This is a genomic window from Pseudomonas sp. BN417, assembly GCF_029871205.1.
Taxonomy (GTDB): Bacteria; Pseudomonadota; Gammaproteobacteria; order Pseudomonadales; family Pseudomonadaceae; genus Metapseudomonas.
In genome coordinates, this window is sequence record NZ_SSOJ01000067.1 from 106,398 (window position 1) to 128,595 (window position 22,198).

A 22,198-nucleotide genomic window follows, 5' to 3' on the forward strand; every position below is an offset into this window, starting at 1 on the left:
TGTTTCATGGACTATCTGCTTGGCTTGATCAACGGCGCAGTGGGCAATGAGCAAGCTGCGCGTCTGCTGTTCCTCGTCGCAATCGGCCTGAGCGCGGTGCTTGCCGCCGTAACGGTGGGGCTTCTGGTACTTGGCCTGCAGGATCCGGTACAGCGCCGCCTGACCCTGATCAAGCGCGGCCATGGCGACCTCGCCCTAGGCCAGCGTCCACCGAGCAATCTGCATCTGCTCCTGGAGCGGGTGGGGCAGCGAGTATCGTCCGGGGACGAAAGCAAGGTTTCCGCCACCCGCACCTTGCTGATCCATGCCGGTTACCGCTCCGCCTCTGCAGTGCAGATGTACTGGGCCATTCGCCTGTTGTTTCCGTTCCTGTTGCTGGGTGTGGCCCTGTTGCTGGTGCCGCTGCTGCCGAAGCTTTCTGTTTCCATCGTGTTGATGATCGCTGCAGGGGCCCTCGGTGTCGGCTGGCTGGCACCTGCGGTGTTCGTGGACAAGCGCAAGGCGGCCCGGATTAACCGCTTGCGAGCGGCGTTTCCGGATGCTCTGGACCTGATGGTGGTGTGCGTGGAGTCTGGCCTTGCCTTGCCGCAGGCCATCGAGCGGGTGGCTGAGGAGATGGCCGTGAGCCAGGCCGAGTTGGCCGAGGAACTCGCCCTGGTCAACGTGGAGGTCCGCGCAGGCATTCCCAGTACCAAGGCCCTGAATCACCTGGCCGACCGCACCGGTTTGGACGATGTGCAGGGGTTGGTAAGTCTGCTGTCGCAAAGCATCCGATTCGGTACCAGCGTCGCCGACACCTTGCGCATCTATGCCGAGGAGTTTCGCGACCGGCGTACCCAGGCCGCCGAAGAGCAGGCGGCGAAAATCGGCACCAAGCTGGTCTTCCCACTAATCTTCTGCCTGTGGCCAAGCTTCTTCCTGGTGGCCATCGGACCGGTGATCCTCGGGATCCTCAAAACCTTCGGGAAGCTATGACATGAACAGAGCCTGTCTGCTGGTGGCCATGATGGCCGTGCTGTCCGGATGTCAGACAATGGGGCCGGATGCGCCGAGCGGCTTCCGCTCGGTCTACAGTGGCGACAATTCCGTGCTCTACCAGGTGCAGAAAGAGGTCAATTCACCCGACCAGGCCATGCTGATGGCGGCCCGCTCCTACCAGGCGGGTGACCTCGACCAGGCACTGTTCCAGTACCTGCGCGCCATCGAGTTGGACCCGAAGCGCTATGAGGCCCTGGTCTGGGTGGGCCGTATCCACCGTGAGCGGGGTAATAGCCAGTTGGCCGAAATGGCTTTCAACGAGGTTCTGGGCAGCGACCCGAACAACCTGAATGCCCTGGGCGAAATGGGGCTGCTCAAGCTTGGCGTCCGCGAGTATCAGAAGTCCGAGGAATTCCTGCTTCAGGCGGTGGGAGAAGACCAGCGCCGGCTTGGCGCCTCCCCGACGGTAAGCTTCGCCGACGCCGCGAAGCTCAAGGTGGACAGCCAGTCCCCGGTGCGGGTCTACAACGGCCTGGGGGTGCTGGCGGACCTGAAGGAGAATTTCGCGGTTTCCGAAACCTACTACCGCCTGGCCGTGCAGATCGAGCCTCGCTCGGGGCTGGTGCAGAACAGCCTGGGCTATTCCTACTACCTGGCCGGGCACTGGCCCGAGGCTGAACGCGCCTACAAGCAGGGCATCAGCTATGAGCCGAACTACAAGCCGCTCTGGAGGAACTACGGCCTGCTGCTGGCGCGAATGGGGCGTTACGAGGAGGCCATTTCGGCGTTCGAGCAGGTGGAGAAGCGTGCCGAGGCAAGCAACGATGTCGGTTATATCTGCCTGGTGGAAGGCAAGCTGGATGAAGCGGAGCAGTTCTTCCGCACTGCCATCGATCAGTCGCCGGCGCATTACGACAACGCCTGGGACAACCTCAACAGGGTGCAGCAGATTCGCCGAATGCGCGGACAGGGGAGCAACACGACAGTGGGTGAGCCGGTAGCGGTGATCCCGGGGGTAGAGGTCAACCCGGTCGCCTTGCCCTGAGGCGGGATAGAAAAAAGGGGCAGGCCATTGGCCTGCCCCTTTGCATTACTTGTTGACCGCGTCGGTCAGGGCCTTGGCCGGTACGAACTTGACCACCTTCTTCGCGGCGATCTCGATGGTCTTGCCGGTCTGCGGGTTGCGGCCGGTGCGGGCGGGGCGGTCGCCGACCTTCAGTTTGCCGATGCCCGGCAGGGTGATCTCATCACTGTTCTCCAGGGAGTCGCTGACGATCTCGCCGAGCTGCTCCAGCACGGCACGCACGGCGGCCTTGGTGGTGTCGGTGGCTTCTGCGATGTCAGTGATCAGCTGGTCTTTGGTGAGTGCCATGGTGTAGCTCCATTCAATGAGTGTCTGGCTCGTGGCCTGGCCGGTCGCGCCGGCCCTTGCTGAGACAAGCGGCGGGCCTGGAAGTGCGGCGGAGGTTGCAACCGGGGATCGAATCCACAGGGACGTTAGCACGAAAGTGCGGGCCGTCTGGCCGGGCGGTGGAGCTTTTATGCTGAATTTACGCAGCCGGGCGGGCTGTTGCTGCGGTGGTTGCGACAGGTTGTCGCCGAATCGGCGTTTGTCGTCAATGGCCGGGCCGGGCCCGCGGGGCGGCGCCCAGCCTCGACCGCGCTATCGTGGCTGATTCGCAAGTGCTTGTAAGGAAACCGGTTTTAGCGGTTGTAAGTTGGCGAGGAGCCGGTACAATGGCGCGGCTCGCCGATCTGGCGAGCTGCGTGATGGTGGCCCTGCCGGTCCCCCCGCAACGATCAGCCGTGAACCCGGTCAGGCCTGGAAGGGAGCAGCCGCAGCGGTGAAATCGTGTGCCGGGGTGTGGCTGGTGGGGTCACCTCCAATTTCTAAGTCTTTAATTCTAAAAGACTTTTCTCGCCAAAAATCGAAGAGTGGAACAGCGTTTAGGTACACCTGAGTGGTGCGTCGTGCGATACATCGTGCCTGTTCGCTCAATATCTTCGCTGTTCAGCCCAACTCCAGCTCCTTCCCCCTTTCTGGCCGATGACCATCCTCAAGCCACGTTGCTTGCTGCGCAGCAAGCCGGAAGTGTCAGGGGAGGGCGATATATCCGGGCGTTATCTGCTGTTGTCGTCCTGCTGGTCCTCGGGGTGGTTCAGGTCGCCATTTGCAATGGATACGGGTGCCTGGATGAAGGTTGACGCCACTTCGTGACCTAAACTCATATATGGCCTCGCAGGGAGGGGCAGTCGATATGAGGCAAGCGAGATCACGGCTATTTACTGCTCTACTTCCAGTCTTGTGTTATGCGGCGAGTACTGCGGCAGAGGGTTTTGATTGCAATCACACATTCGATCTCAAGCTGCGAACAAGCATGTGTGCCTTGGAGTTGGAGAAAGAGTGGAGGCCAAAATTAAAACCTGATGATGCGTGTGCAAAACTTATTGCCGAGGCTGGAAGATTCGTCGCCCAATTTGACAAGGGCAATATACAGATTAATGAAGTTTGCACTAAGGACCAGTTGATGGAAGCGGCCGAAAATGCGGCGGCGACGATTGCCAAGGCGCGTGAAAAAGGATGGACCACCCTTGAGGAATATTTGAATTATTAGAGCTACTACACAGGCTGGCCCGTAAGGGCTGACGAAATTGCCTGTGCGTTTACTTGTGCGGTATGTCGTGCAGTGCGTTCACTCTTCGCTTGTCTTCCTCTGTAATACGTTTTGACAGGCTCCCTGGGATAAACCTTCTCGTCGATTCTTTTTCCGGGTACCTGCGCGCTGCTCGGCAAGGTGCTGCTCGCTTTGGCGAGCCCGGCCAGGCGATGCTGGGTCCGGCCATGGCGGGGTGCATTGGTGTGCGGACTAAACTGGTAGGGACCCATCTCGTGCGGTGAGCAGCCATGCCGCCCTCCAGTGCTGAAGTCGTCCGCCTGTTCCCGACCTTCGTCTGGCAAAGCCAGTTCGAACCTGCCTGCTACGAACCGCTCAACCGAGATCTGCTCGCCTATGTCGAGACGCTCATGGGGGCGGGGGGCGAAGCCTGTACGGGCGTCGCTTGGCAATCCGGGTACCAGCTGCATCGGAAACCGGAATTGGCGGCGCTGGTCACTCATATCGAGGCGGCTGTGAGCGATGTGCTTGCGTTCATCAAGGTGGTCGATGCGCCGTTCCGCATCACTGGCTGCTGGGCCAATGCACTCGGACCCGGGGCGCCGCATCCGATGCACAGCCATCCCAACAATTTCCTGAGCGGCGTTTATTACGTGCAAACGCAGGAGGGGGCAGACAGGATCAACTTCCATGATCCGCGCCCCCAGGCAGCCGTGATTCGTCCGCCGGTCACTGCCTTGATGGCATACAACACCGACCAGGTCGTGCTAACGGTCCGCGAAGGCACTCTGCTCATATTCCCGGCGTGGCTGCCGCATTCAGTGCCCGCGAACACCAGTGATCGCCTGCGTGTCAGCGTAAGTTTCAACGTTATGTTCGTTTCGTACGACGCGACCATGAGCCCGCCGCTATGGGGCGAGGACTGAAGACCCGAAGAGCAGCCTCCAGTCCGTTTCTCTTTCGGCGTCGATGCTCAGCGGTATCGCGCCAGGATCTCGTCGATCTCCCCTGATTCCTTCATCTGCAACAGTGTGTGCAGAATGCGCTGTGCCGGCAGGTCCGGGTCATTGCGCACCAGGCAGCTCACGGGCTCTTCGTCCAGCGTGGCGACGCCGATCAACTGGTCGCTGTCGGGCAGGTCGCGGTTGAACCAGGCCAGGGCCAGTTCGTTGCTCAGTGCGTACTGGTAACGTCCGGCCAGCAGCTTCTGCAGCACCAGCTGCTGGTTGCGGGCGTCGTCTCGTTGCACGGCACCGCGCTCGAACTGTTGTTGCAGGCGCGGGTAGGTGTAGCCCAGCACAGTGCCGATGCTCTGACCGGAGAGGGCGTCCGGACCGGAGATCCCTTCACTTCCCTGGCGCGCCACTATCAGGTCGCGCTGGCGGATGAAGGGCACGCTCCAGAGGTATTCCTCGCCGTTGGCGATCCATTTCGGGCTGATATAGCAACGCACATCGATCTCGCCTTGCTTCAGCGCCAGCTCCACGCGATTGCGCGGCAGAACCAGGATCTGCGCCGGCATATCGAGCCGCTGCGCCAGGCTCAGGATCAGGTCGTGGATGATGCCGCCGACCAGGCGGTTTTCCTTGAATTCGGCCAGCGGCATGGCCCAGCTGTCCACTGCCGAGAAGCGCAGGGCGGCTGGGGCGGCGATGCCGGCGGGGCCCCAGCAGAGGAGCAGGGCGAGGACTACTGAGCGCATCGGGCTCCCTCGTCATGGGTGGCGGTGCTCCACAATGCCCGTTGCTGAGCGGATTGAACAGGGCGAAGTTCGCATCGGATGCAATTTGCGCATCGCTCCGCTAGCATTAGCTCCCTCTGCTTTCCCGACGCGATGGTTTTCAATGAGTTATCAGGTTCTTGCACGTAAATGGCGTCCGCGCTCGTTCCGCGAAATGGTCGGCCAGACTCATGTGCTGAAAGCCTTGATCAATGCACTGGACAACCAGCGCCTGCACCACGCCTATCTCTTTACCGGCACCCGAGGCGTGGGCAAGACCACCATCGCGCGCATCCTCGCCAAGTGCCTGAACTGCGAGACTGGTATCAGCTCCACGCCTTGCGGCCAGTGCTCGGTGTGCCGGGAGATCGATGAGGGCCGTTTCGTCGACCTGATCGAAGTGGACGCCGCCAGCCGCACCAAGGTGGAAGATACCCGCGAGCTGCTCGACAACGTGCAGTACGCCCCCAGTCGCGGTCGCTACAAGGTCTACCTGATCGACGAAGTGCACATGCTCTCCACGCACTCGTTCAACGCCCTGCTCAAGACCCTCGAAGAGCCGCCGCCCCACGTCAAGTTCCTGCTGGCCACCACCGACCCGCAGAAACTACCCGTCACCATCCTCTCGCGCTGCCTGCAGTTCTCCCTGAAGAACATGCCGCCGGAGCGCGTGGTGGAGCACCTGACCCATGTGCTCGGCGCCGAGAACGTGCCCTTCGAGGCTGACGCACTCTGGCTGCTCGGCCGTGCCGCCGACGGCTCCATGCGCGACGCCATGAGCCTCACCGACCAGGCCATCTCCTTCGGTGAGGGCAAGGTCCTGGCCGCCGATGTGCGCGCCATGCTCGGCACTCTCGACCACGGCCAGGTCTACGGCGTGCTCCATGCGCTGGTGCAGGGCGACGCCCGTGCACTGCTGGAGGCCGTGCGCCAGTTGGCCGAACAGGGTCCGGACTGGAGTGGCGTGCTTTCCGAGCTGCTCAACGTGCTGCACCGCGTGGCCATCGCCCAGGTGCTGCCGGATGCCGTCGACAACGGCCAGGGCGACCGTGACCGCGTGCTGGCGTTGGCCCAGGCGCTGCCGGGCGAAGACGTGCAGTTCTACTACCAGATGGGCCTGATCGGCCGCCGCGACCTGCCCCTGGCGCCGGACCCGCGCAGTGGCTTCGAGATGGTCCTGCTGCGCATGCTGGCATTCCGCCCGGCGGATGCCGAAGGCACGCCAAAGGTGGTGCTAAAGGACCCGGGGATCAGCCAGGCCACAGCTGATCCCCAGACCAACCCAGTGGCCGGAGCCGCCTCGTCGGCTCCGGTTGCCGTTGCCGCTCCGGCAGCCGCTGCCGTACCGATGCCCGCACCGGCTGTTGCCCCGGCCCCCGCGATGAGCCAGCCTGTCGCGGCTCCGGCTCCGGCTCCGGCTCCGGCTCCGGCTCCGGCTCCGGTCGTCGAGGCGCCCGCACCTGCAGTGGAGGCTCCGGCTCCCGCTGCCGTTCCCGATGCGGTGCCGATGCCGATGGTCGAGCCCGTAGCCGACCCTGTACCCGAACCCGTGGTGGAGCAGGCCGCCCCCGTGGTCGCGGCAGCGGCCGAAGTGATCGACCTGCCCTGGGAAGAACCTTCTGCTGCGGTAGTGGCGGCGCCGGTGGCCGAGCCTGAACCCGAGGCGGTTCCGGTCGTCGAACCCGCGCCCGTTGCCCAGCCCGAGCCCCAGCCTCAACCGGCTGCAGCCGTGGCCCAGGACGATGCCGACGACGAGCCGCCGCCCGGCGACTATGACGACTATTTCGAGGCCGATGCCGGCAGCATCGCCTACCTGGACGACCTGGGGCCGGCGGAAGAGAAAACCGCCGAGCCTGAAGTCCTGCCCGCTGCGCAGCCGGCTACCGGCCTGGCCGCCGAGTGGCTGGATCTCTTTCCCCGTCTGGGGCTGTCGGGCATGACCGGCAACATCGGCGCCAACTGCACCCTGGTGACGGTGGAGGGCGACGTCTGGCGCCTGCACCTGGACCCGGCGCAGAGTGCGCTGTTCAATGCCACCCAGCAGCGTCGCCTGAACGATGCCCTGAACCAGTACCATGGGCGTAACCTGACCCTGGAAGTCGAGGTGCGCCGGCCCGAGCAGGAAACCCCGGCGCAGGCCGCCGCCCGCAAGCGCGCCGCTCGTCAGCGCCAGGCCGAAGAGGCCATTGCCAGCGATCCGCTGGTGCTGAAAATGATCGAACAGTTCGGCGCCCAGGTGCGCGCCGACTCCATTGAACCCCTTGACCGCTGAGGACAATCACCATGATGAAAGGTGGCATGGCAGGCCTGATGAAACAGGCCCAACAGATGCAGGAAAAAATGCAGAAGATGCAGGAAGAGCTGGCCAATGCCGAAGTCACCGGTCAGTCCGGCGCCGGCCTGGTGAGCGTGGTGATGACCGGTCGTCATGACGTCAAGCGCGTCTCCCTGGACGACAGCCTGATGCAGGAAGACAAGGAAATCCTCGAGGACCTGATCGCCGCCGCGGTGAATGACGCCGTGCGCAAGATCGAGCAGAACAACCAGGAGAAAATGGCCGGCATGACCGCTGGCATGCAGCTGCCTCCTGGCTTCAAGATGCCCTTCTGATCCAGCCCCCTCTCCCGCCTGCGGGAGAGGGTTGGGGAGAGGGCGCATTCTGCCCTTTTCCCTGGCCCCTCACCCTTTGATGGGCGAGGGAAAATCGCGGCCATTGGCCGCTTTTTTCATTGCGAGATTTCCATGAGCTTCAGCCCGCTGATCCGCCAACTGATCGACGCCTTGCGCATCCTGCCCGGAGTGGGGCAGAAGACGGCGCAGCGCATGGCGTTGCAGATGCTGGAGCGCGACCGCAGCGGCGGCTTGCGGCTGGCCCAGGCCCTGACAGCGGCCATGGAAGGGGTAGGGCACTGCAAGCGCTGCCGGACCCTGAGCGAGGAAGAGCTCTGCCCGCAATGCGCTGACCCGCGCCGCGACGATTCGCTGCTCTGCGTGGTCGAAGGGCCGCTGGACGTGTTCGCCGTCGAGCAGACTGGCTATCGAGGCCGCTTCTTCGTGCTCAAGGGACACTTGTCGCCGCTGGACGGTCTCGGCCCGGAGGCCATCGGCATCCCCGAGCTGATGGTGCGCATCGAGGCCGGCAGCTTCGCCGAGGTGATCCTGGCCACCAACCCCACAGTGGAAGGTGAAGCCACCGCCCACTACATCGCCCAGTTGCTGGCGCCCAAGTCCATCGTCGTCTCCCGTATCGCCCACGGCGTACCGCTCGGCGGCGAGTTGGAGCTGGTCGACGGCGGCACCCTGGCCCATGCCCTGGCCGGTCGGCGGCCGATCGGGCTCTGACCGCTCCCGTATCCGGCAAATCCGTTGCGTACAGCGCTCCTGTCGCGAACCCTCGAGGCCGATCTGTCCTGATCGATGGCGTAACTCTCGCCTTGTAAACCAAGCAAGCGCTCGGTAAGTTCGTTCGATCTCACCAGGGAGCCTTGCCATGTCCACCTGCCAGGAATACTTCGACGAGTCCCACCAACTGGTCCGGGATTCGGTGCGCCGCTTCGTCGAGCGGGAAATCCTGCCCCATATCGTCGAATGGGAAGAGGCCGAGGAGTTTCCCCGCGAGCTGTATCTCAAGGCCGGCGCTGCCGGCATCCTCGGCATCGGCTACCCCGAGGCCCTGGGCGGCAGCCACGAAGGCGACCTGTTCGCGAAGGTCGCTGCCAGCGAAGAGTTGATGCGCAGCGGTTCCGGCGGTCTGGTGGCCGGGCTCGGTTCTCTGGATATCGGCCTGCCACCGGTGATCAAGTGGGCGCGCCCGGCGCTGCGCGAGCGCATCGTGCCCCAGGTGCTGGCGGGCGAGAAGATCATGGCGCTGGCGGTTACCGAGCCTTCCGGCGGCTCGGACGTGGCCAGCCTAAAGACCCGCGCTGTGCGCGATGGCGACTTCTACCGCGTCACCGGCAGCAAGACCTTCATCACCAGTGGTGTGCGCGCCGACTACTACAGCGTGGCGGTGCGCACCGGCGGCGAGGGCTTCGGCGGCGTCAGCCTGCTGCTGGTGGAGAAGGGTACCCCAGGTTTCACCGTCGGCCGCAAGCTGAAGAAGATGGGCTGGTGGGCCTCGGACACCGCCGAACTGTTCTTCGACGACTGCAAGGTGCCGGCGGGGAACCTGATCGGCATGGAGAACATGGGGTTCGCCTGCATCATGGCCAACTTCCAGAGCGAGCGCCTGGCCCTGGCCATCATGGCCAACATGACTGCGCAGCTTGCCCTGGAGGAGTCGCTCAAGTGGGCCCGTGAGCGCGAGGCTTTCGGCAAGCCCATCGGCCGCTTCCAGGTGCTCAGGCACCGGCTGGCGGAAATGGCCACCCAGTTGGAGGTGTCCCGCGAGTTCACCTATCGCCAGGCGGCAAAGATGGCGGCGGGCAAGAGCGTGATCAAGGAAATTTCCATGGCGAAGAACTTCGCCACCGATATCGCCGACCGCCTGACCTACGACGCGGTGCAGATCCTCGGCGGCATGGGCTACATGCGCGAGAGCCTGGTGGAGCGCCTCTATCGCGATAACCGCATACTTTCCATTGGCGGCGGGACGCGGGAAATCATGAATGAGATCATCGCCAAGCAGATGGACCTCTGAGCAGGACCGGAGCTCCCGAAAGGGAGTTCCGGTATTGTTCGGTATGGATATATTATGGTCGACATCCAATTCGACCGAGTGATTCCGGAGAAACCCTGATGAGCGATCTGTCCCGCGAAGAAAAACTGCAAGTCTGGCTGGCGGCCGAGGCCGAAATCCGCGCCCGTCTGAAACCCGGCACCATGAGCATCGCGGAGGTGGCGACGCTCAGCCCCATGGAATTCTTCGACGGCATCGGCCGTGGCGAGTTGCCCGCGCCGCCCATGGGCGAGCTGATGGGCTTCGTGCCCATCGAATGGTCAAAAGAGCGCTTCATCTTCCAGGGCGTGCCGCAGATGCAGCACTACAACCCGATCGGCTCGGTGCATGGCGGCTATGCCGCGACCCTGCTGGACTCGGCCATGGGTTGCGCCGTCCATACCCACTTGCAGCAGGGACAGGGCTACACCACTACCGACCTGCGCATCAGCTATATCCGCGCCCTGACCACCAGCACCGGCCCGGTGCGCGCCGAAGGGCGGATCATCCACGTCGGCCGCTCCACCGCCCTGGCCGAAGGGCGCATCTACGATGTGGACGGCAAGCTCTATGCGACCGGGTCCACCACCTGCCTGATCCTGGGGGGCAAATAAGGGCTGTGCAGCCTGGGCCGGCCTGGCAGATTCCCTGTGGGGGCGAATTCATTCGCGAAGCAGGCCGCAGGCCTGCCCGCCGGACTTCCAGAGGGGCAATTGCATTGCCCTTAGCGAATGAATTCGCCCCCACAGAACAAAGCGATGCCAGGGCTTTCCGAGTGCTGGAGACGAAGGAGGTGCTGACAATCGAAGGGCAGCTGGCCGGGCCGCTGCCGATTCCGTAACATTCGCCCCCCCGCCGGTTATCCCCTCTGCCCCACGTCTCAGGTAAGCCATGAAACCAGCCCGTCTGCGTGCCGATGTCCTGGCCGGACTCACCACCTCGTTCGCGCTGGCGCCCGAGTGCATCGCCTTCGCCCTGGTCGCCCACCTCAACCCGCTGATGGGGCTGTATGGCGCCTTCATCATCTGCACCCTGACGGCGCTGTTCGGCGGCCGGCCCGGCATGGTGTCGGGCGCCGCAGGATCGATGGCCGTGGTGATAGTCGCCCTGGTGGTGCAGCAGGGTGTGCAGTACCTGCTTGCCACCGTGCTGCTGGGCGGATTGATCATGCTCGCGTTCGGCCTGCTGCGCCTGGGCAAGCTGGTGCGCATGGTGCCCTACCCGGTGATGCTCGGCTTCGTCAACGGCCTGGCCATCGTCATCGCCCTGGCCCAGTTGGAGCACTTCAAGGCCGGCGAGACCTGGCTGAGCGGCACGCCGCTTTCCCTGATGCTCGGCCTGGTGGTGCTGACCATGGCCATCGTCTACCTGATGCCACGCCTGACCCGTGCCGTGCCGCCGGCGCTGGTGGCGATTCTCGGCGTCGGCCTGCTGGTCTACCTGCTCGACGTTCCGACCCGCACCCTGGGCGACATGGCGCATGTCGCCGGTGGCCTGCCCGGCCTGGCACTGCCCGAGGTGCCCTGGAACCTGGAGACCCTGCGCATCATCGCCCCTTACGCGGTGCTGATGGCCCTGGTCGGCCTCCTGGAAACCCTGCTGACGCTGAACCTCACCGATGAGATCACCGAAAGCCGCGGCTATCCGGACCGCGAGTGCGTCACCCTGGGCGCGGCCAACATGGTTTCCGGCCTGTTCGGCGGCATGGGCGGCTGCGCGATGATCGGGCAGACCATGATCAACCTCGGTTCCGGCGGTCGCGGCCGCCTCTCCGGCGTGGTCGCCGGGGTGATGATCCTGCTGTTCGTGCTGTTCCTTTCGCCGCTGATCGAGCGCATCCCCCTCGCGGCGCTGGTCGGGGTGATGTTCGTGGTGGCGCAGCAGACCTTCGCCTGGGCGTCGCTGCGGGTGCTCAACAAGGTGCCGTTGAACGACGTGCTGGTGATCGTCGCGGTGACCGTCATCACGGTGTTCACCGACCTGGCCACCGCCGTGATGTGCGGAATCGTCATCGCTGCGCTCAATTTCGCCTGGAGCCAGGCCCGCGAACTGTACGCCGACTCCCATCTGGAAGCCGATGGCAGCAAGCTCTACCTCCTGCACGGCACGCTGTTCTTCGCCTCCACCACGCCATTCCTCAGCCAGTTCGACCCAGCCAAGGATCCGCCCAGGGTGACGCTCGACTGCCGTCATCTGATCTTTGTCGACTACTCGGCCATCGCTGCGCTGATGACCCTGCGCGAGCGCTACCTCAAGGCCGGCAAGCAACTGCGCGTGATGCACCTGTCCGAGCGCTGCCGGCAATTGCTCAAGCGCGCCGGCGTGCAGCACGCCGAGGCCGGCGCACAGCCCTGAATTGGCTCGGCCGGTGGTCGGGCGGGCCTGGCCTGCCGTCACTGAAAAAAGAAGGGGGCACGCTTGTGGCGTGCCCCCTTTGCCGTTCGGCGGGGTGACGGTCGAGCCGTCCAGAGAGAAACGGGAGCTCCCTGGTGGGGAGGCCCGATTGGAAACCTTGGCTTCCGGGTGACGCAATCCGGCGCTCGACCTTGTGGGCCGGGCACCGGTTTGGAGCGGTGCCGCGCCCGCAGGCGCGGCGGTCGGTCAGCCGATGGTCATCAGGCTGGCGTTGCCGCCGGCGGCGGCGGTGTTGACGCTGATGGCGCGTTCGATCAGCAGGCGCTCCAGCGGGATCGCGGTCTCGCCGTGGGACAGGCCCTGGACGCCGATGATCGGACCCTTGCGGCTCGCGACCTGCTGGCAGACTGCGCGCAGCTGGTCGGAGTCACCGTGGTGCAGGACGGCGTCGAAGTCGACTTCGGATTGGGTCCAGTCGGCGACCAGCTGGATGCGCGCCTGCACGGCCTTCGGCAGGCTGCCGCGCAGCTTGCCGGTCAGCTCGCTGGTGGCCCAGAGCGCGCTGCTGCCAACGGCCAGTGCGGCAGCCAGCTGGGCGAGCAGGTCGGCTTCGTCGTCGGCCAGGCACAGCACGGTCTCGCGGGGCAGCAGCACATAGGTGTTGCGCTCGCCGGTCGGGCCCGGGAGGACGCGGCTGAGACCGCTCTGCGACTGCCCGGCGAAGCTGTCGCAGAGGCTGGCCAGGCTTTCCTTGCCATTCTTCGCGGCCCAGGCTTTCAGTGCTTCCAGCGGTTTTCCAAGGCGGTCATGCAGGGCGTCGCGCTGTTGCGCATCGGCGACGTGCTGGCCGTCCAGGCGCTGGAAGGTGCGGCTCACGGCATCGATCGGGCGGGTAGCCAGCAGGCGATACATGTAGAGCGGGCCGCCGGCTTTCGGGCCGGTGCCGGACAGGCCTTCGCCGCCGAAGGGCTGAACGCCGACCACGGCGCCAACCATGTTGCGGTTGACGTAGAGGTTGCCGGCATGGGCCTTGTCCACCACCTTGGCGATGGTCTCGTCGATGCGGGTGTGCACGCCCAGGGTCAGGCCGTAGCCGGTACCGTTGATCTGGTCGAGCAGGGCGTCCATGTCCTCGCGCTTGTAGCGCAGCAGGTGCAGCACCGGGCCGAAGATCTCGCGCTCGAGGTCGGCGAGGCTGTCCAGCTCGATCAGGGTCGGCATCACGAAGGTGCCGCGCTGCATCACATCGCCCTCGGTGCGGGCGATCTGGAACACGCTGCGGCCTTTGCTGCGCATGGCCTGGATGTGCTTGTCGATATTGGCCTTGGCTTCGGCGTCGATCACCGGGCCGATGTCCACATTCAACTGCTCGGGGTTGCCGATGCGGCACTCGCCCATGGCGCCCTTGAGCATTTCCACCACGCGGTCGGCCACGTCTTCCTGCACGCAGAGCACGCGCAGGGCGGAGCAGCGCTGGCCGGCGCTGTCGAAGGCGGAGGCGATCACGTCGGTCACCACCTGCTCGGCGAGGGCGGAGGAGTCGACGATCATAGCGTTCTGGCCGCCGGTTTCGGCGATCAGCGGGATCGGGCGACCCTGGGCGTCCAGGCGGCCGGCGACGTTGCGGGCGAGGATGCCGGCGACTTCGGTAGAGCCGGTGAACATCACGCCCTTGACGCGCTCATCGCCCACCAGGGCGGCGCCCACGGTGTGGCCGAGGCCCGGCAGCAGCTGCACGACACCTTCCGGTACGCCGGCCTGCAGCAGGATGCGCACGGCCTGGGCGGCGATCAGCGGGGTCTGCTCGGCGGGCTTGGCCAGCACGGTATTGCCGGCGGCGAGGGCCGCGGCTACCTGGCCGGTGAAGATCGCCAGGGGGAAGTTCCACGGGCTGATGCAGACCACCGGGCCCAGCGGGCGGTGGCTGTCGTTGGCGAAGTCATGGCGGGCCTGGGCAGCGTAGTAGCGCAGGAAGTCCACGGCCTCGCGCACTTCGGCGATGGCGTTGGCGAAGGTCTTGCCGGCCTCGCGGGCGAGGACGCCCATCAGCGGCTGGATCTCGTTCTCCATCAGGTCGGCGGCGCGGTCCAGGGCGGCGGCGCGCTCCACCGGCGGGGTGGATTGCCAGATCGGTGCGGCGGTGAGGGAGGCCAGCACGGCATTGCCGACGTCGGCGGTGGTGGCGTTCTGCACATGGCCGACCACATCGCGGTGATCCGCCGGGTTCAGCACCGGCTCGGCCGGGCCTTCGCTGGCCGGGCAGCCGAGCATGGGTTGGGCGCGCCAGTTGGCATGGCCGCTGCCCAGCAGGGCGCTGGAGAGGGACGCCAGGCGGTGTTCGTTGGCCATGTCGATGCCGCTGGAGTTGATCCGGGCGTCGCCGTACAGGGCCTTGGGCTGCGGGATGCGTGGGTGCGGCAGGCCCAGGGCGCCTTCGACCGTGGCCATGGCTTCGGCGCTGGCGACCGGGTCTTCCACCAGTTCCTTGATGGAAATGCTGTGGTCGGCGATGCGGTTGACGAACGAAGTGTTGGCGCCGTTTTCCAGCAGGCGACGGACCAGGTAGGCCAGCAGGGTTTCATGGGTGCCGACCGGTGCGTAGATACGGCACGGGCGGTTCAGCTTGCCGTCGGCCACCTTGCCCACCACTTGCTCGTACAGCGGCTCGCCCATGCCGTGCAGGCACTGGAATTCGTATTGGCCCGGGTAGTAGTTCTGCCCGGCGATCTGGTAGATGGCCGACAGGGTGTGGGCGTTGTGGGTGGCGAATTGCGGGTAGATGGCGTCCGGCACGCCCAGCAGCTTGCGGGCGCAGGCGATGTAGGAAATGTCGGTGTAGACCTTGCGGCTGTAGACCGGGAAGCCTTCCAGGCCGTCGACCTGGGCGCGCTTGATCTCGCTGTCCCAGTAGGCGCCCTTCACCAGGCGGATCATCAGGCGGTGCTGGCTGCGGCGGGCCAGATCGATGACGTAGTCGATCACGTACGGGCAGCGCTTCTGGTAGGCCTGGATGACGAAGCCGACGCCGTTCCAACCTTTCAGGCTGGGTTCGAAGCAGAGGCGCTCGAGCATGTCGAGGGAGATTTCCAGGCGGTCCGCTTCCTCGGCATCGATGTTCAGGCCGATGTCGTACTGCTTGGCCAGCAGGGTCAGGGACAGCAGGCGCGGGTACAGCTCGCCCATCATGCGCTCGTACTGGGCGCGGCTGTAGCGCGGGTGCAGGGCGGAGAGCTTGATGGAGATGCCGGGGCCTTCATAGATGCCGCGGCCATGGGAGGCCTTGCCGATGGAGTGGATGGCCTGCTCATAGGAGGCGTAGTAGCGCTGGGCGTCTTCCTCGGTCAGCGCGGCTTCGCCGAGCATGTCGTAGGAGTAGCGGAAGCCCTTGGCTTCGAAGCTGGTGGCGTTGGCCAGGGCTTCGGCGATGGTCTCGCCGGTAACGAACTGCTCGCCCATCAGGCGCATGGCCATGTCCACGCCCTTGCGGATCACCGGTTCGCCGCTCTTGCCGATGATGCGGTTCAGCGAGCTGGAGAGGCCGGCCTCGTTATGGGTGGACACCAGCTTGCCGGTGATCAGCAGGCCCCAGGAGGCGGCGTTGACGAACATCGATGGGCTCTGGCCGAGGTGCTGCTGCCAGTTGCCGGTGCTGATCTTGTCGCGGATCAGGGCGTCGCGGGTGCCCTTGTCCGGGATGCGCAGCAGGGCTTCGGCCAGGCACATCAGCGCCACGCCTTCCTGGGAGGACAGGGAAAACTCCTGCAGCAGGCCCTGGACGATACCGGCGCGGCCGCCAGCGCTCTTCTGGTTGCGCAGCTTCTCGGCGATGCCGTAGGCGAGCTTGTAGCTGGCCTCGGCCAGCTCGGCGGGCAGGCGCGCCTGCTCCAGCAGCATGGGTACGGCCTCCTGCTCGGGGCGGCGGTAGGCGGCGGTGATAGCAGCACGCAGCACGGACTGCGGCAGGATGCTTTCGGCGAAATCGAGGAACGGCTGGTGGGCGGGCTCGGGCAGGGCTTCGAGCGCGTCGTGGTCACCCTCGGCCAGGCGGTGGGCGATGCCCTGGAGTTCCGGCAGGGTCATGCCGCTTTCCAGGCCCTCGAGGTAGCTGAAGATCGCTTGCTTGATCAGCCAGTGCGGGGTGCGCTCGATCTTGCGCGCAGCTTCCTTGAGACGATCGCGGGTTGCCTCGTCCAGTTTCACGCCAAGGGTGGTGCTCGTAGCCATTTCTTGTCCTCTTTTCAGCCGTGGTTGACGGCGTTAGCGGCGCAAAGAGTAGCGATGTCCTACAGGGGGTGCAACCGAGTGCAACCAAAGGTTGTATCTCTGGAGGCGTTCTCCGGATGAAAGGTCGAAGTCGCGCCCGGATATGGTTGCACTTTGTGGGTGCGAGACGTAGGGATTCCAGGGGCTCTGCAGGGGGTGAACGGCTCGGCGAAGAAGGGTGCAACCCAGGTGCAGCCGGCTTCGGCCCTACCTGGAAAGCATAGGCGGCCCTCGGCGGATGCCGAGGGCTCGAAGGGGGAGGCGACGGATGGCGCCCAGTGCAGGCGGGGAGGTCAGGCCTTGGCGGCTTGCGCGGCTTCGACCTGGGCGAGCAGGGTCTGGCGGGCGCTGTCGAGGATACGGTCGGACAGCTCCTCGCTGGCCACGCTGCGGGACAGGGTCAGGGCGCCCACCAGGGTGGAAAGCATGGCCAGGCTCTGCTCGGCACTGCCGGTTTCCTTCTCCATCAGTTCCAGCAGGCCAGTCAGTACGCCGTCGGTGATGGGGCTGGCATTGCCGCGCTGGCCGAGCTCCGCCGACATGGTGGGCAGCGGGCAACCCTGCTCGGGGTGGGCGCGGTGCTGGGGCGAGAGGTAGCGCTCGAAGAAGCTCTTCAGCGGTTGCTCCTTGGAAAAGGCCTTGGCCCACTGGACATTGGCATCGTTGGCCGCTGCCTGCAGGGCTTCCTCCACCAGGGCATCCTTGGATTTGAAGTGCGCGTAAAAACCGCCGTGGGTCAGGCCCAGGGCCTTCATCAGGGGCTGCAGGCCAGTGGCGTCTATGCCCTCGCCGCGGAACCGGCGGGACGCCTCGGCGACGATGCGCTTATGGGTTTCGGCTTTGTGGTCTTCGGGATAGCGCATGGTGGTCGCCTCGTTCGGAGGATTGATATGGCGATTGTAATTCCACATTGCTCCGGGCGCGAGCACGGGAATCGGCGGGGCGATGGATCGCGTCAGTCCGCGGCCTGCGCCTGCTCCGTTTTCACTGCGCTGATGAAGGCCTGCATGGCCGAAGACTTGATGCGATGGCGACGGGTGATCAAGCCGAAGGGCGGCAAGCGCGGCTCGAAGGCGATCGGCAGCTCCGCGAGCAGGTGCCGGCCGGGATAGTCCTCGATCACGGAGCGCGGGGTGACGCCAATCATGTCGGTCTGCTGCAGCAGGGAGAGCAGGGTCATGATCGAAGTGGTCTCGACGATGCTGCTGGGGATGTCCACCCGGGCATTGTGGAAAGCCTGGTTGACGATGGCGCGCATCGGGCTGGGGTGTTGCTGGAGGACCCAGGTCATGCCCTGCAGCTCGGTCCAGGTCAGGCTTGCGGCGCTGGCTACCGGGTTCTGCGCGCCGGCGATCACGCAGAGTTCTTCCTCGCCCAGGCTGTCGAACAACAGGTCGTCGGCCCGTGCGCCGGTGGGGATACGCCCCAGCACCAGGTCCAGTTGGTCCTGTTGCAGCGCCTGGACCAGCACGTCGCTGGTATCCACCTGGATGCTCATGGACAGGCGCGGATGGCTCTTCTTCAGGGTGGCGATGGTGCGGGTCAGCAGGCCCGAGGCCAGGGCCGGTATGGCGCCGACCGTAACCCGGCCGAGGTTGCCCGACTCCAGCGCCGCCAGCTCTTCGCGCATGCCCGACAGTTCGGCGAAGACCATTCGCGCGTAGTAGATCACCGTCTCGCCGAAAGGCGTGGCGCGCATTCCGCGGGGCAGGCGCTCGAACAATTCGACGCCGAGCAGGCCTTCGGCCTCGTGGAGCATCTTGGTCGCCGCCGGCTGGGTCATGCCGATCTCGTCGGCGGCACGGCGCAGCGAGCCGAGCTCCTCCAGGGCCAGCATCAGGCGCAGTTGCCGCAGGCGCAGGCGGCTGTGGATGAGGGCGGCTTCGGGGATGCGCGACATGGGCGGGGCTCGGCAGTCAGGGAGCGGCAAGCCTGACAAGAATCGCCAGGGCTTGCCAGAGGGGCAGGAGGCGAACGCTTCGCGAGCAAGCTCGCTCCTACATCGGGCCAGGCTACGGCTGCGAGTGCTGAACCTTGGGCCGTAGGATGGGTGGAGCGGAGCGATACCCATCGATATCCCGTGATGGGTATCGCCGGCTCCACGGAACGCCGCCCGACCCATTCTACGGGGCTGCTTTCTCGGCGCGGGCCTTGAAGCTGCGGAGACCTGCAAGGGCCTTGGCACCGCGCGCCAGCAGCGGCCAGAACAGCATCAGCAGCGCGGCGGTGGTCAGGCTGCCCACCAGCGGGTTGGACCAGAAGATGGAGAGTTCGCCGTTGGAGAACAGCATCGACTGGCGGAACGCATCCTCGGCCTTGTCTCCCAGCACCGCCGCCAGCACCAACGGCGCGATCGGGTAGCCGAGCTTCTTGAACAGGTAGCCCAGGGCGCCGAAGCCCAGCATCAGCGCCACGTCGAACATCGAGTTATGCACCGAGTAGGCGCCGATGGCGCAGACCATGACGATGATGGGCGCGATGATCGAGAACGGGATACGCAGGATCGAGGCGAACAGCGGCACCGTGGCCAGCACCACGATCAGGCTGACGACGTTGCCCAGGTACATGCTGGCGATCAGACCCCAGACGAAGTCGTGCTGTTCGACGAAGAGCGTCGGCCCCGGGTGCAGGCCCCAGATCATCAGGCCGCCGAGCATCACCGCGGCGGTGGCCGAACCGGGAATCCCCAGGGTCAGCATCGGCAGCAGGGCGCTGGTGCCGGCCGCGTGGTCGGCGGTTTCCGGCGCTATCACCCCTTCGATCTCGCCCTTGCCGAAGTTGTCGCGGTTCTTCGAGAAGCGCCGCGCCAGGCTGTAGCTCATGAAGGAGGCGGCCGTCGGCCCGCCGGGGGTAATGCCCATCCAGCAGCCCACCAGGGCGCTGCGCAGCCAGCTCAGCCAATAGCGCGGCAGCTTGGCCCAGGTACGCAGGATCACCATGGGCGTGATGCGCGCATGCTCGCCACGGAACACCAGGCCTTCCTCCACCGTGCAGAGGATCTCGCCGATGCCGAACAGGCCTATCACCGCCACCTCAAAGCTGATGCCCGACAGCAGCCAGTTCTGGTCGAAGGTCAGGCGCAGGTCGCCGGATACGGTGTCCATGCCCACGGCGGCCATGGCGAAGCCGATCATCATCGCCACCACCGTCTTCAGCGGCGGGTTCTTGCTCATGCCGATGAAGGTGCAGAAGGCCAGCAGGTAGACGGCGAAGAACTCCGGCGAGCTGAAGGCCATGGCGAATTCGGCGATGCGCGTGGAGAGGAAGGTGAGCAGCAGCACGCCCACCAGGGCGCCCAGCAAGGCCGAGGTGAAGGCGGCCGTCAGCGCCTCGCCGGCCTTGCCCTGGCGGGCCATGGGATAGCCGTCGAAGGTGGTCGCCACGGACGATGGCTCGCCGGGGATATTGAACAGGATCGAGGTGATCGAACCGCCGAACAGTGCCCCCCAGTACATGCAGGACAGCAGGATGATCGCCGACACCGGTTCCATGGTGAAGGTCAGTGGCAACAGCAGGGCAACGCCATTGGGGGCACCGAGGCCTGGCAGCACGCCGACCAGGATGCCCAGCAGCACACCGACCACCATCAGGCCGATATGGCCGGGTGTGAGGATCAGGTTCATGCCCTGCATCAGGGAATCGAATTCGCTCATCGCAGCAGCCCTCCCAGCATGGCCAGCGGGCCGGCCTGCAGCGGCACCTTGAACCAGAGCGCGAAGATCAGGTAGCTGGCCAGGGCAGCGCCCCCGGCTACCGCGACTATGGTCAGGAGCCCGTAGGGTTTCTCGCGCTGGCGGTCGCGCCACATGAACCAGGCGATGAAGCCCGCCGACGCCAGGTAGATGCCGGCGAAGGGCATGCAGGCGACGTAGATGACGATCGGCAGGAACACCGCCAATACCTGGCGGAACGCGCCACGGCTGACGAAGGCTTCGCCCAGGGCGCGCCAGCGCAGCAGCGTCAGCAGCAGGTTGGCCAGGCTGGCGGCGGTCAGCAGCAGGCCGATGTAGAAGGGAAAGTAACCGGCCTCGGGGCCGGCGTCGCCCCAGCCGATGCCGCTGGAGTAGCTTCCGTGCATGACCACGCCACCCAGGGCGGCGGTGAACAGCGCAAGGCCGGCTTCCACCCAGCGGGTGGCAACCAGCGCGGACGAATCAAGGTTTCTGGACATGGTTTCACCCCACTGGCGGGCGCCGCGCAGGGCGGCGCCCGCGCTGGATCACTTGCGCAGCCAGCCGGCGCCCTGGAACACCGGGGTCACCCGGGCGGTGTCCTTCTCGATGTAGGCGGTCAGTTCGTCGCCGGCGAGGAAGGTTGGCACCAGCGCATTGCGCTGGACGTAGGCCTTGAATTCCGGGGTCTGGCTGACCTTGCGCAGCAGCTCGACATAGAAAGCGCGCTGCTCGGCGCTGACCTCGCCGGCCATGAACACCGTGCGCGGGAAGCGGTACTGGTCCACGCCCAGGCCCTGTTCCTTGCAGGTCGGCACGTCGGCCCAGGCTTTGTCACCGGCGACCTTCTCGGTGTAGGTCATGCGCTCCTGGCTGAAGACGCAGAGCGGCTGCACCTGGTTGCCGCGCCACTGGCTGAGGCTCTCACTGGGGTTGTTGACGTTGGAGGTGATGTGCTTGCCGGCCAGCTGGGTGGCCGCTTCGCTGCCGCTCTTGAAGGGGATGTAGGTGAGCTTGGTTGCGGTGGTCTGGTTCAGCAGCAGGGTCAGGGTCTGGTCGACGTCCTTGGACTGGCTGCCACCCATGCGCATCTTAGTCGGGTCGGCCTTGATCTGCTCGTAGTAGGCCTTGGCGTCTTTCCAGGGCGCGTCCTGGTAAGTCCAGAGGATGAAGTCGTCTTCAGCCACGGCGGCGACCGGGGTCAGGTCGGTCCACTGGTAGCCGAGCTTGGCCACCAGCGGCAGCAGGTAGACGTTGTTGGTGCCTATCACCAGGCGTTCGGCGTCGCCCTTGGAGAGCTTCATATCGAGGAAGGCCTCGGCGCCGTTCCCGCCACCCTTGTTCATCACCACGGTGTTCACATCGAGGAGCTTGTGCTGGCTGATGATCGACTGGATCAGCCGGCCGAGCTGGTCGGTGCCGCCGCCCGGCCCACCGGCGACTACGATTTCGACATTCTTTTCCGGCTGCCAGTCGGCAGCGAGGGCGGGGAGGCTGCCGGCGCAGAGCAGGGCGCAGCCAGTGAGCAGGTGAGCGAAACGACGAACAGGAGTGGTTCGCATGGTGGCCTCTTCTTGTGCTTGTTATGAGTGGGGCCGAGTGTGGGAAGCGGGAGCTATTCCGTCTACTCAATAAATCGCATACAGCGATAGCTTGGGGTTATCGCTATGGGCCCCGATGCCCCAGCCTGGCATACCAAGCTTTCGGCCAGCCTTCGAAGGGGGCTGGGACCTTTGTAGGAGCGAGCTTGCTCGCGAAGACTTCGTCGTCCTTCGCGAGCCCTGTAGCCCGGATTTCATCCGGGCTACGAATCGGCAAATGGCTGAGGTATATCCCTAGGGAATACGCCTATGAGGAGTTTTGATTAGACGGTTATCGCTCCGCCTTGAAATAGTGCCCCCATGCCGGCCAGGGACCGAGTCCTCCGGATACCCCGACT

Annotated in this window: 18 protein-coding genes and 1 other RNA gene; 11 read left to right on the forward strand and 8 right to left on the reverse strand. The window is 65.2% G+C overall.

Features of this window, described 5'->3' with window-relative positions:
* Nucleotides 1-6: 6 nt before the first annotated feature.
* Together E8F11_RS07040 and E8F11_RS07045 are read left to right on the forward strand one after the other, a co-directional pair.
* A complete protein-coding gene (locus E8F11_RS07040; protein WP_280288123.1) occupies nucleotides 7-975 on the forward strand; it encodes a type II secretion system F family protein in 969 nt (322 codons plus the stop codon).
* Nucleotide 976: 1 nt separating this feature from the next.
* On the forward strand, nucleotides 977-2,023 hold the full coding sequence (locus tag E8F11_RS07045; RefSeq protein ID WP_280288124.1) for a tetratricopeptide repeat protein: 1,047 nt from the start codon (nucleotides 977-979) through the stop codon (nucleotides 2,021-2,023).
* 45 nt (nucleotides 2,024-2,068) lie between these two features.
* Here the strand turns inward: E8F11_RS07045 and E8F11_RS07050 are convergent, their stop codons facing one another.
* Nucleotides 2,069-2,368 carry an HU family DNA-binding protein gene (locus tag E8F11_RS07050; protein WP_280288173.1) on the reverse strand — a complete coding sequence of 100 codons (300 nt, stop codon included), beginning with the start codon at nucleotides 2,366-2,368 and terminating at the stop codon, nucleotides 2,069-2,071.
* A 390-nt stretch (nucleotides 2,369-2,758) separates the two neighbouring features.
* Between E8F11_RS07050 and ffs the strand changes: the two genes are divergently transcribed.
* The 3 genes from ffs (at nucleotide 2,759) to E8F11_RS07065 (ending at nucleotide 4,519) form a co-directional block, all read left to right on the forward strand.
* An RNA gene (ffs, locus tag E8F11_RS07055) (signal recognition particle sRNA small type) lies at nucleotides 2,759-2,855 on the forward strand.
* 510 nt (nucleotides 2,856-3,365) lie between these two features.
* The gene (locus tag E8F11_RS07060; protein WP_280288125.1) at nucleotides 3,366-3,593 is read left to right on the forward strand and encodes a hypothetical protein; all 228 of its coding nucleotides are present in this window, start codon (nucleotides 3,366-3,368) and stop codon (nucleotides 3,591-3,593) included.
* A 290-nt stretch (nucleotides 3,594-3,883) separates the two neighbouring features.
* The gene (locus E8F11_RS07065) at nucleotides 3,884-4,519 is read left to right on the forward strand and encodes a 2OG-Fe(II) oxygenase family protein (RefSeq protein WP_280288126.1); all 636 of its coding nucleotides are present in this window, start codon (nucleotides 3,884-3,886) and stop codon (nucleotides 4,517-4,519) included.
* Nucleotides 4,520-4,566: 47 nt separating this feature from the next.
* Here the strand turns inward: E8F11_RS07065 and E8F11_RS07070 are convergent, their stop codons facing one another.
* Nucleotides 4,567-5,295 (reverse strand): transporter substrate-binding domain-containing protein, encoded by a 729-nt coding sequence (locus E8F11_RS07070; RefSeq protein WP_280288127.1) that lies wholly within the window; start codon nucleotides 5,293-5,295, stop codon nucleotides 4,567-4,569.
* Nucleotides 5,296-5,437: 142 nt separating this feature from the next.
* Between E8F11_RS07070 and dnaX the strand changes: the two genes are divergently transcribed.
* The 6 genes from dnaX (at nucleotide 5,438) to E8F11_RS07100 (ending at nucleotide 12,325) form a co-directional block, all read left to right on the forward strand.
* Nucleotides 5,438-7,585 (forward strand): DNA polymerase III subunit gamma/tau, encoded by a 2,148-nt coding sequence (gene dnaX / locus E8F11_RS07075; protein WP_280288128.1) that lies wholly within the window; start codon nucleotides 5,438-5,440, stop codon nucleotides 7,583-7,585.
* An 11-nt stretch (nucleotides 7,586-7,596) separates the two neighbouring features.
* Entirely contained in the window at nucleotides 7,597-7,923 is a 327-nt protein-coding gene (locus tag E8F11_RS07080) for a YbaB/EbfC family nucleoid-associated protein (RefSeq protein ID WP_009619439.1), read from the forward strand.
* 132 nt (nucleotides 7,924-8,055) lie between these two features.
* A complete protein-coding gene (gene recR, locus E8F11_RS07085) occupies nucleotides 8,056-8,655 on the forward strand; it encodes a recombination mediator RecR (protein WP_280288129.1) in 600 nt (199 codons plus the stop codon).
* 148 nt (nucleotides 8,656-8,803) lie between these two features.
* Nucleotides 8,804-9,952, forward strand: a complete 1,149-nt coding sequence (locus E8F11_RS07090; protein WP_280288130.1) for an acyl-CoA dehydrogenase family protein — start codon at nucleotides 8,804-8,806, stop codon at nucleotides 9,950-9,952.
* Nucleotides 9,953-10,050: 98 nt separating this feature from the next.
* Nucleotides 10,051-10,584 carry a PaaI family thioesterase gene (locus E8F11_RS07095; protein ID WP_280288131.1) on the forward strand — a complete coding sequence of 178 codons (534 nt, stop codon included), beginning with the start codon at nucleotides 10,051-10,053 and terminating at the stop codon, nucleotides 10,582-10,584.
* Between the two features lie 277 nt (nucleotides 10,585-10,861).
* Nucleotides 10,862-12,325 carry a SulP family inorganic anion transporter gene (locus E8F11_RS07100; RefSeq protein ID WP_280288132.1) on the forward strand — a complete coding sequence of 488 codons (1,464 nt, stop codon included), beginning with the start codon at nucleotides 10,862-10,864 and terminating at the stop codon, nucleotides 12,323-12,325.
* Nucleotides 12,326-12,571: 246 nt separating this feature from the next.
* Here the strand turns inward: E8F11_RS07100 and putA are convergent, their stop codons facing one another.
* The 6 genes from putA to E8F11_RS07130 all read right to left on the reverse strand — a co-directional run bounded on the left by putA (nucleotide 12,572) and on the right by E8F11_RS07130 (nucleotide 21,821).
* Entirely contained in the window at nucleotides 12,572-16,549 is a 3,978-nt protein-coding gene (putA, locus tag E8F11_RS07105; RefSeq protein WP_280288133.1) for a trifunctional transcriptional regulator/proline dehydrogenase/L-glutamate gamma-semialdehyde dehydrogenase, read from the reverse strand.
* A gap of 332 nt (nucleotides 16,550-16,881) precedes the next feature.
* Nucleotides 16,882-17,451 (reverse strand): TetR/AcrR family transcriptional regulator, encoded by a 570-nt coding sequence (locus E8F11_RS07110; RefSeq protein WP_280288134.1) that lies wholly within the window; start codon nucleotides 17,449-17,451, stop codon nucleotides 16,882-16,884.
* A gap of 92 nt (nucleotides 17,452-17,543) precedes the next feature.
* Complete coding sequence (locus E8F11_RS07115) at nucleotides 17,544-18,488, reverse strand: LysR family transcriptional regulator (RefSeq protein WP_280288135.1); 945 nt, start codon at nucleotides 18,486-18,488, stop codon at nucleotides 17,544-17,546.
* A gap of 223 nt (nucleotides 18,489-18,711) precedes the next feature.
* Nucleotides 18,712-20,241, reverse strand: a complete 1,530-nt coding sequence (locus E8F11_RS07120) for a tripartite tricarboxylate transporter permease (protein ID WP_280288136.1) — start codon at nucleotides 20,239-20,241, stop codon at nucleotides 18,712-18,714.
* Nucleotides 20,238-20,759, reverse strand: coding sequence for a tripartite tricarboxylate transporter TctB family protein (locus E8F11_RS07125; RefSeq protein ID WP_280288137.1), 522 nt, complete (start codon nucleotides 20,757-20,759; stop codon nucleotides 20,238-20,240). Before E8F11_RS07125 ends, E8F11_RS07120 begins: the two co-directional genes overlap by 4 nt.
* Before the next feature lie 48 nt (nucleotides 20,760-20,807).
* On the reverse strand, nucleotides 20,808-21,821 hold the full coding sequence (locus E8F11_RS07130) for a tripartite tricarboxylate transporter substrate binding protein (RefSeq protein WP_280288138.1): 1,014 nt from the start codon (nucleotides 21,819-21,821) through the stop codon (nucleotides 20,808-20,810).
* Nucleotides 21,822-22,198: the final 377 nt, after the last annotated feature.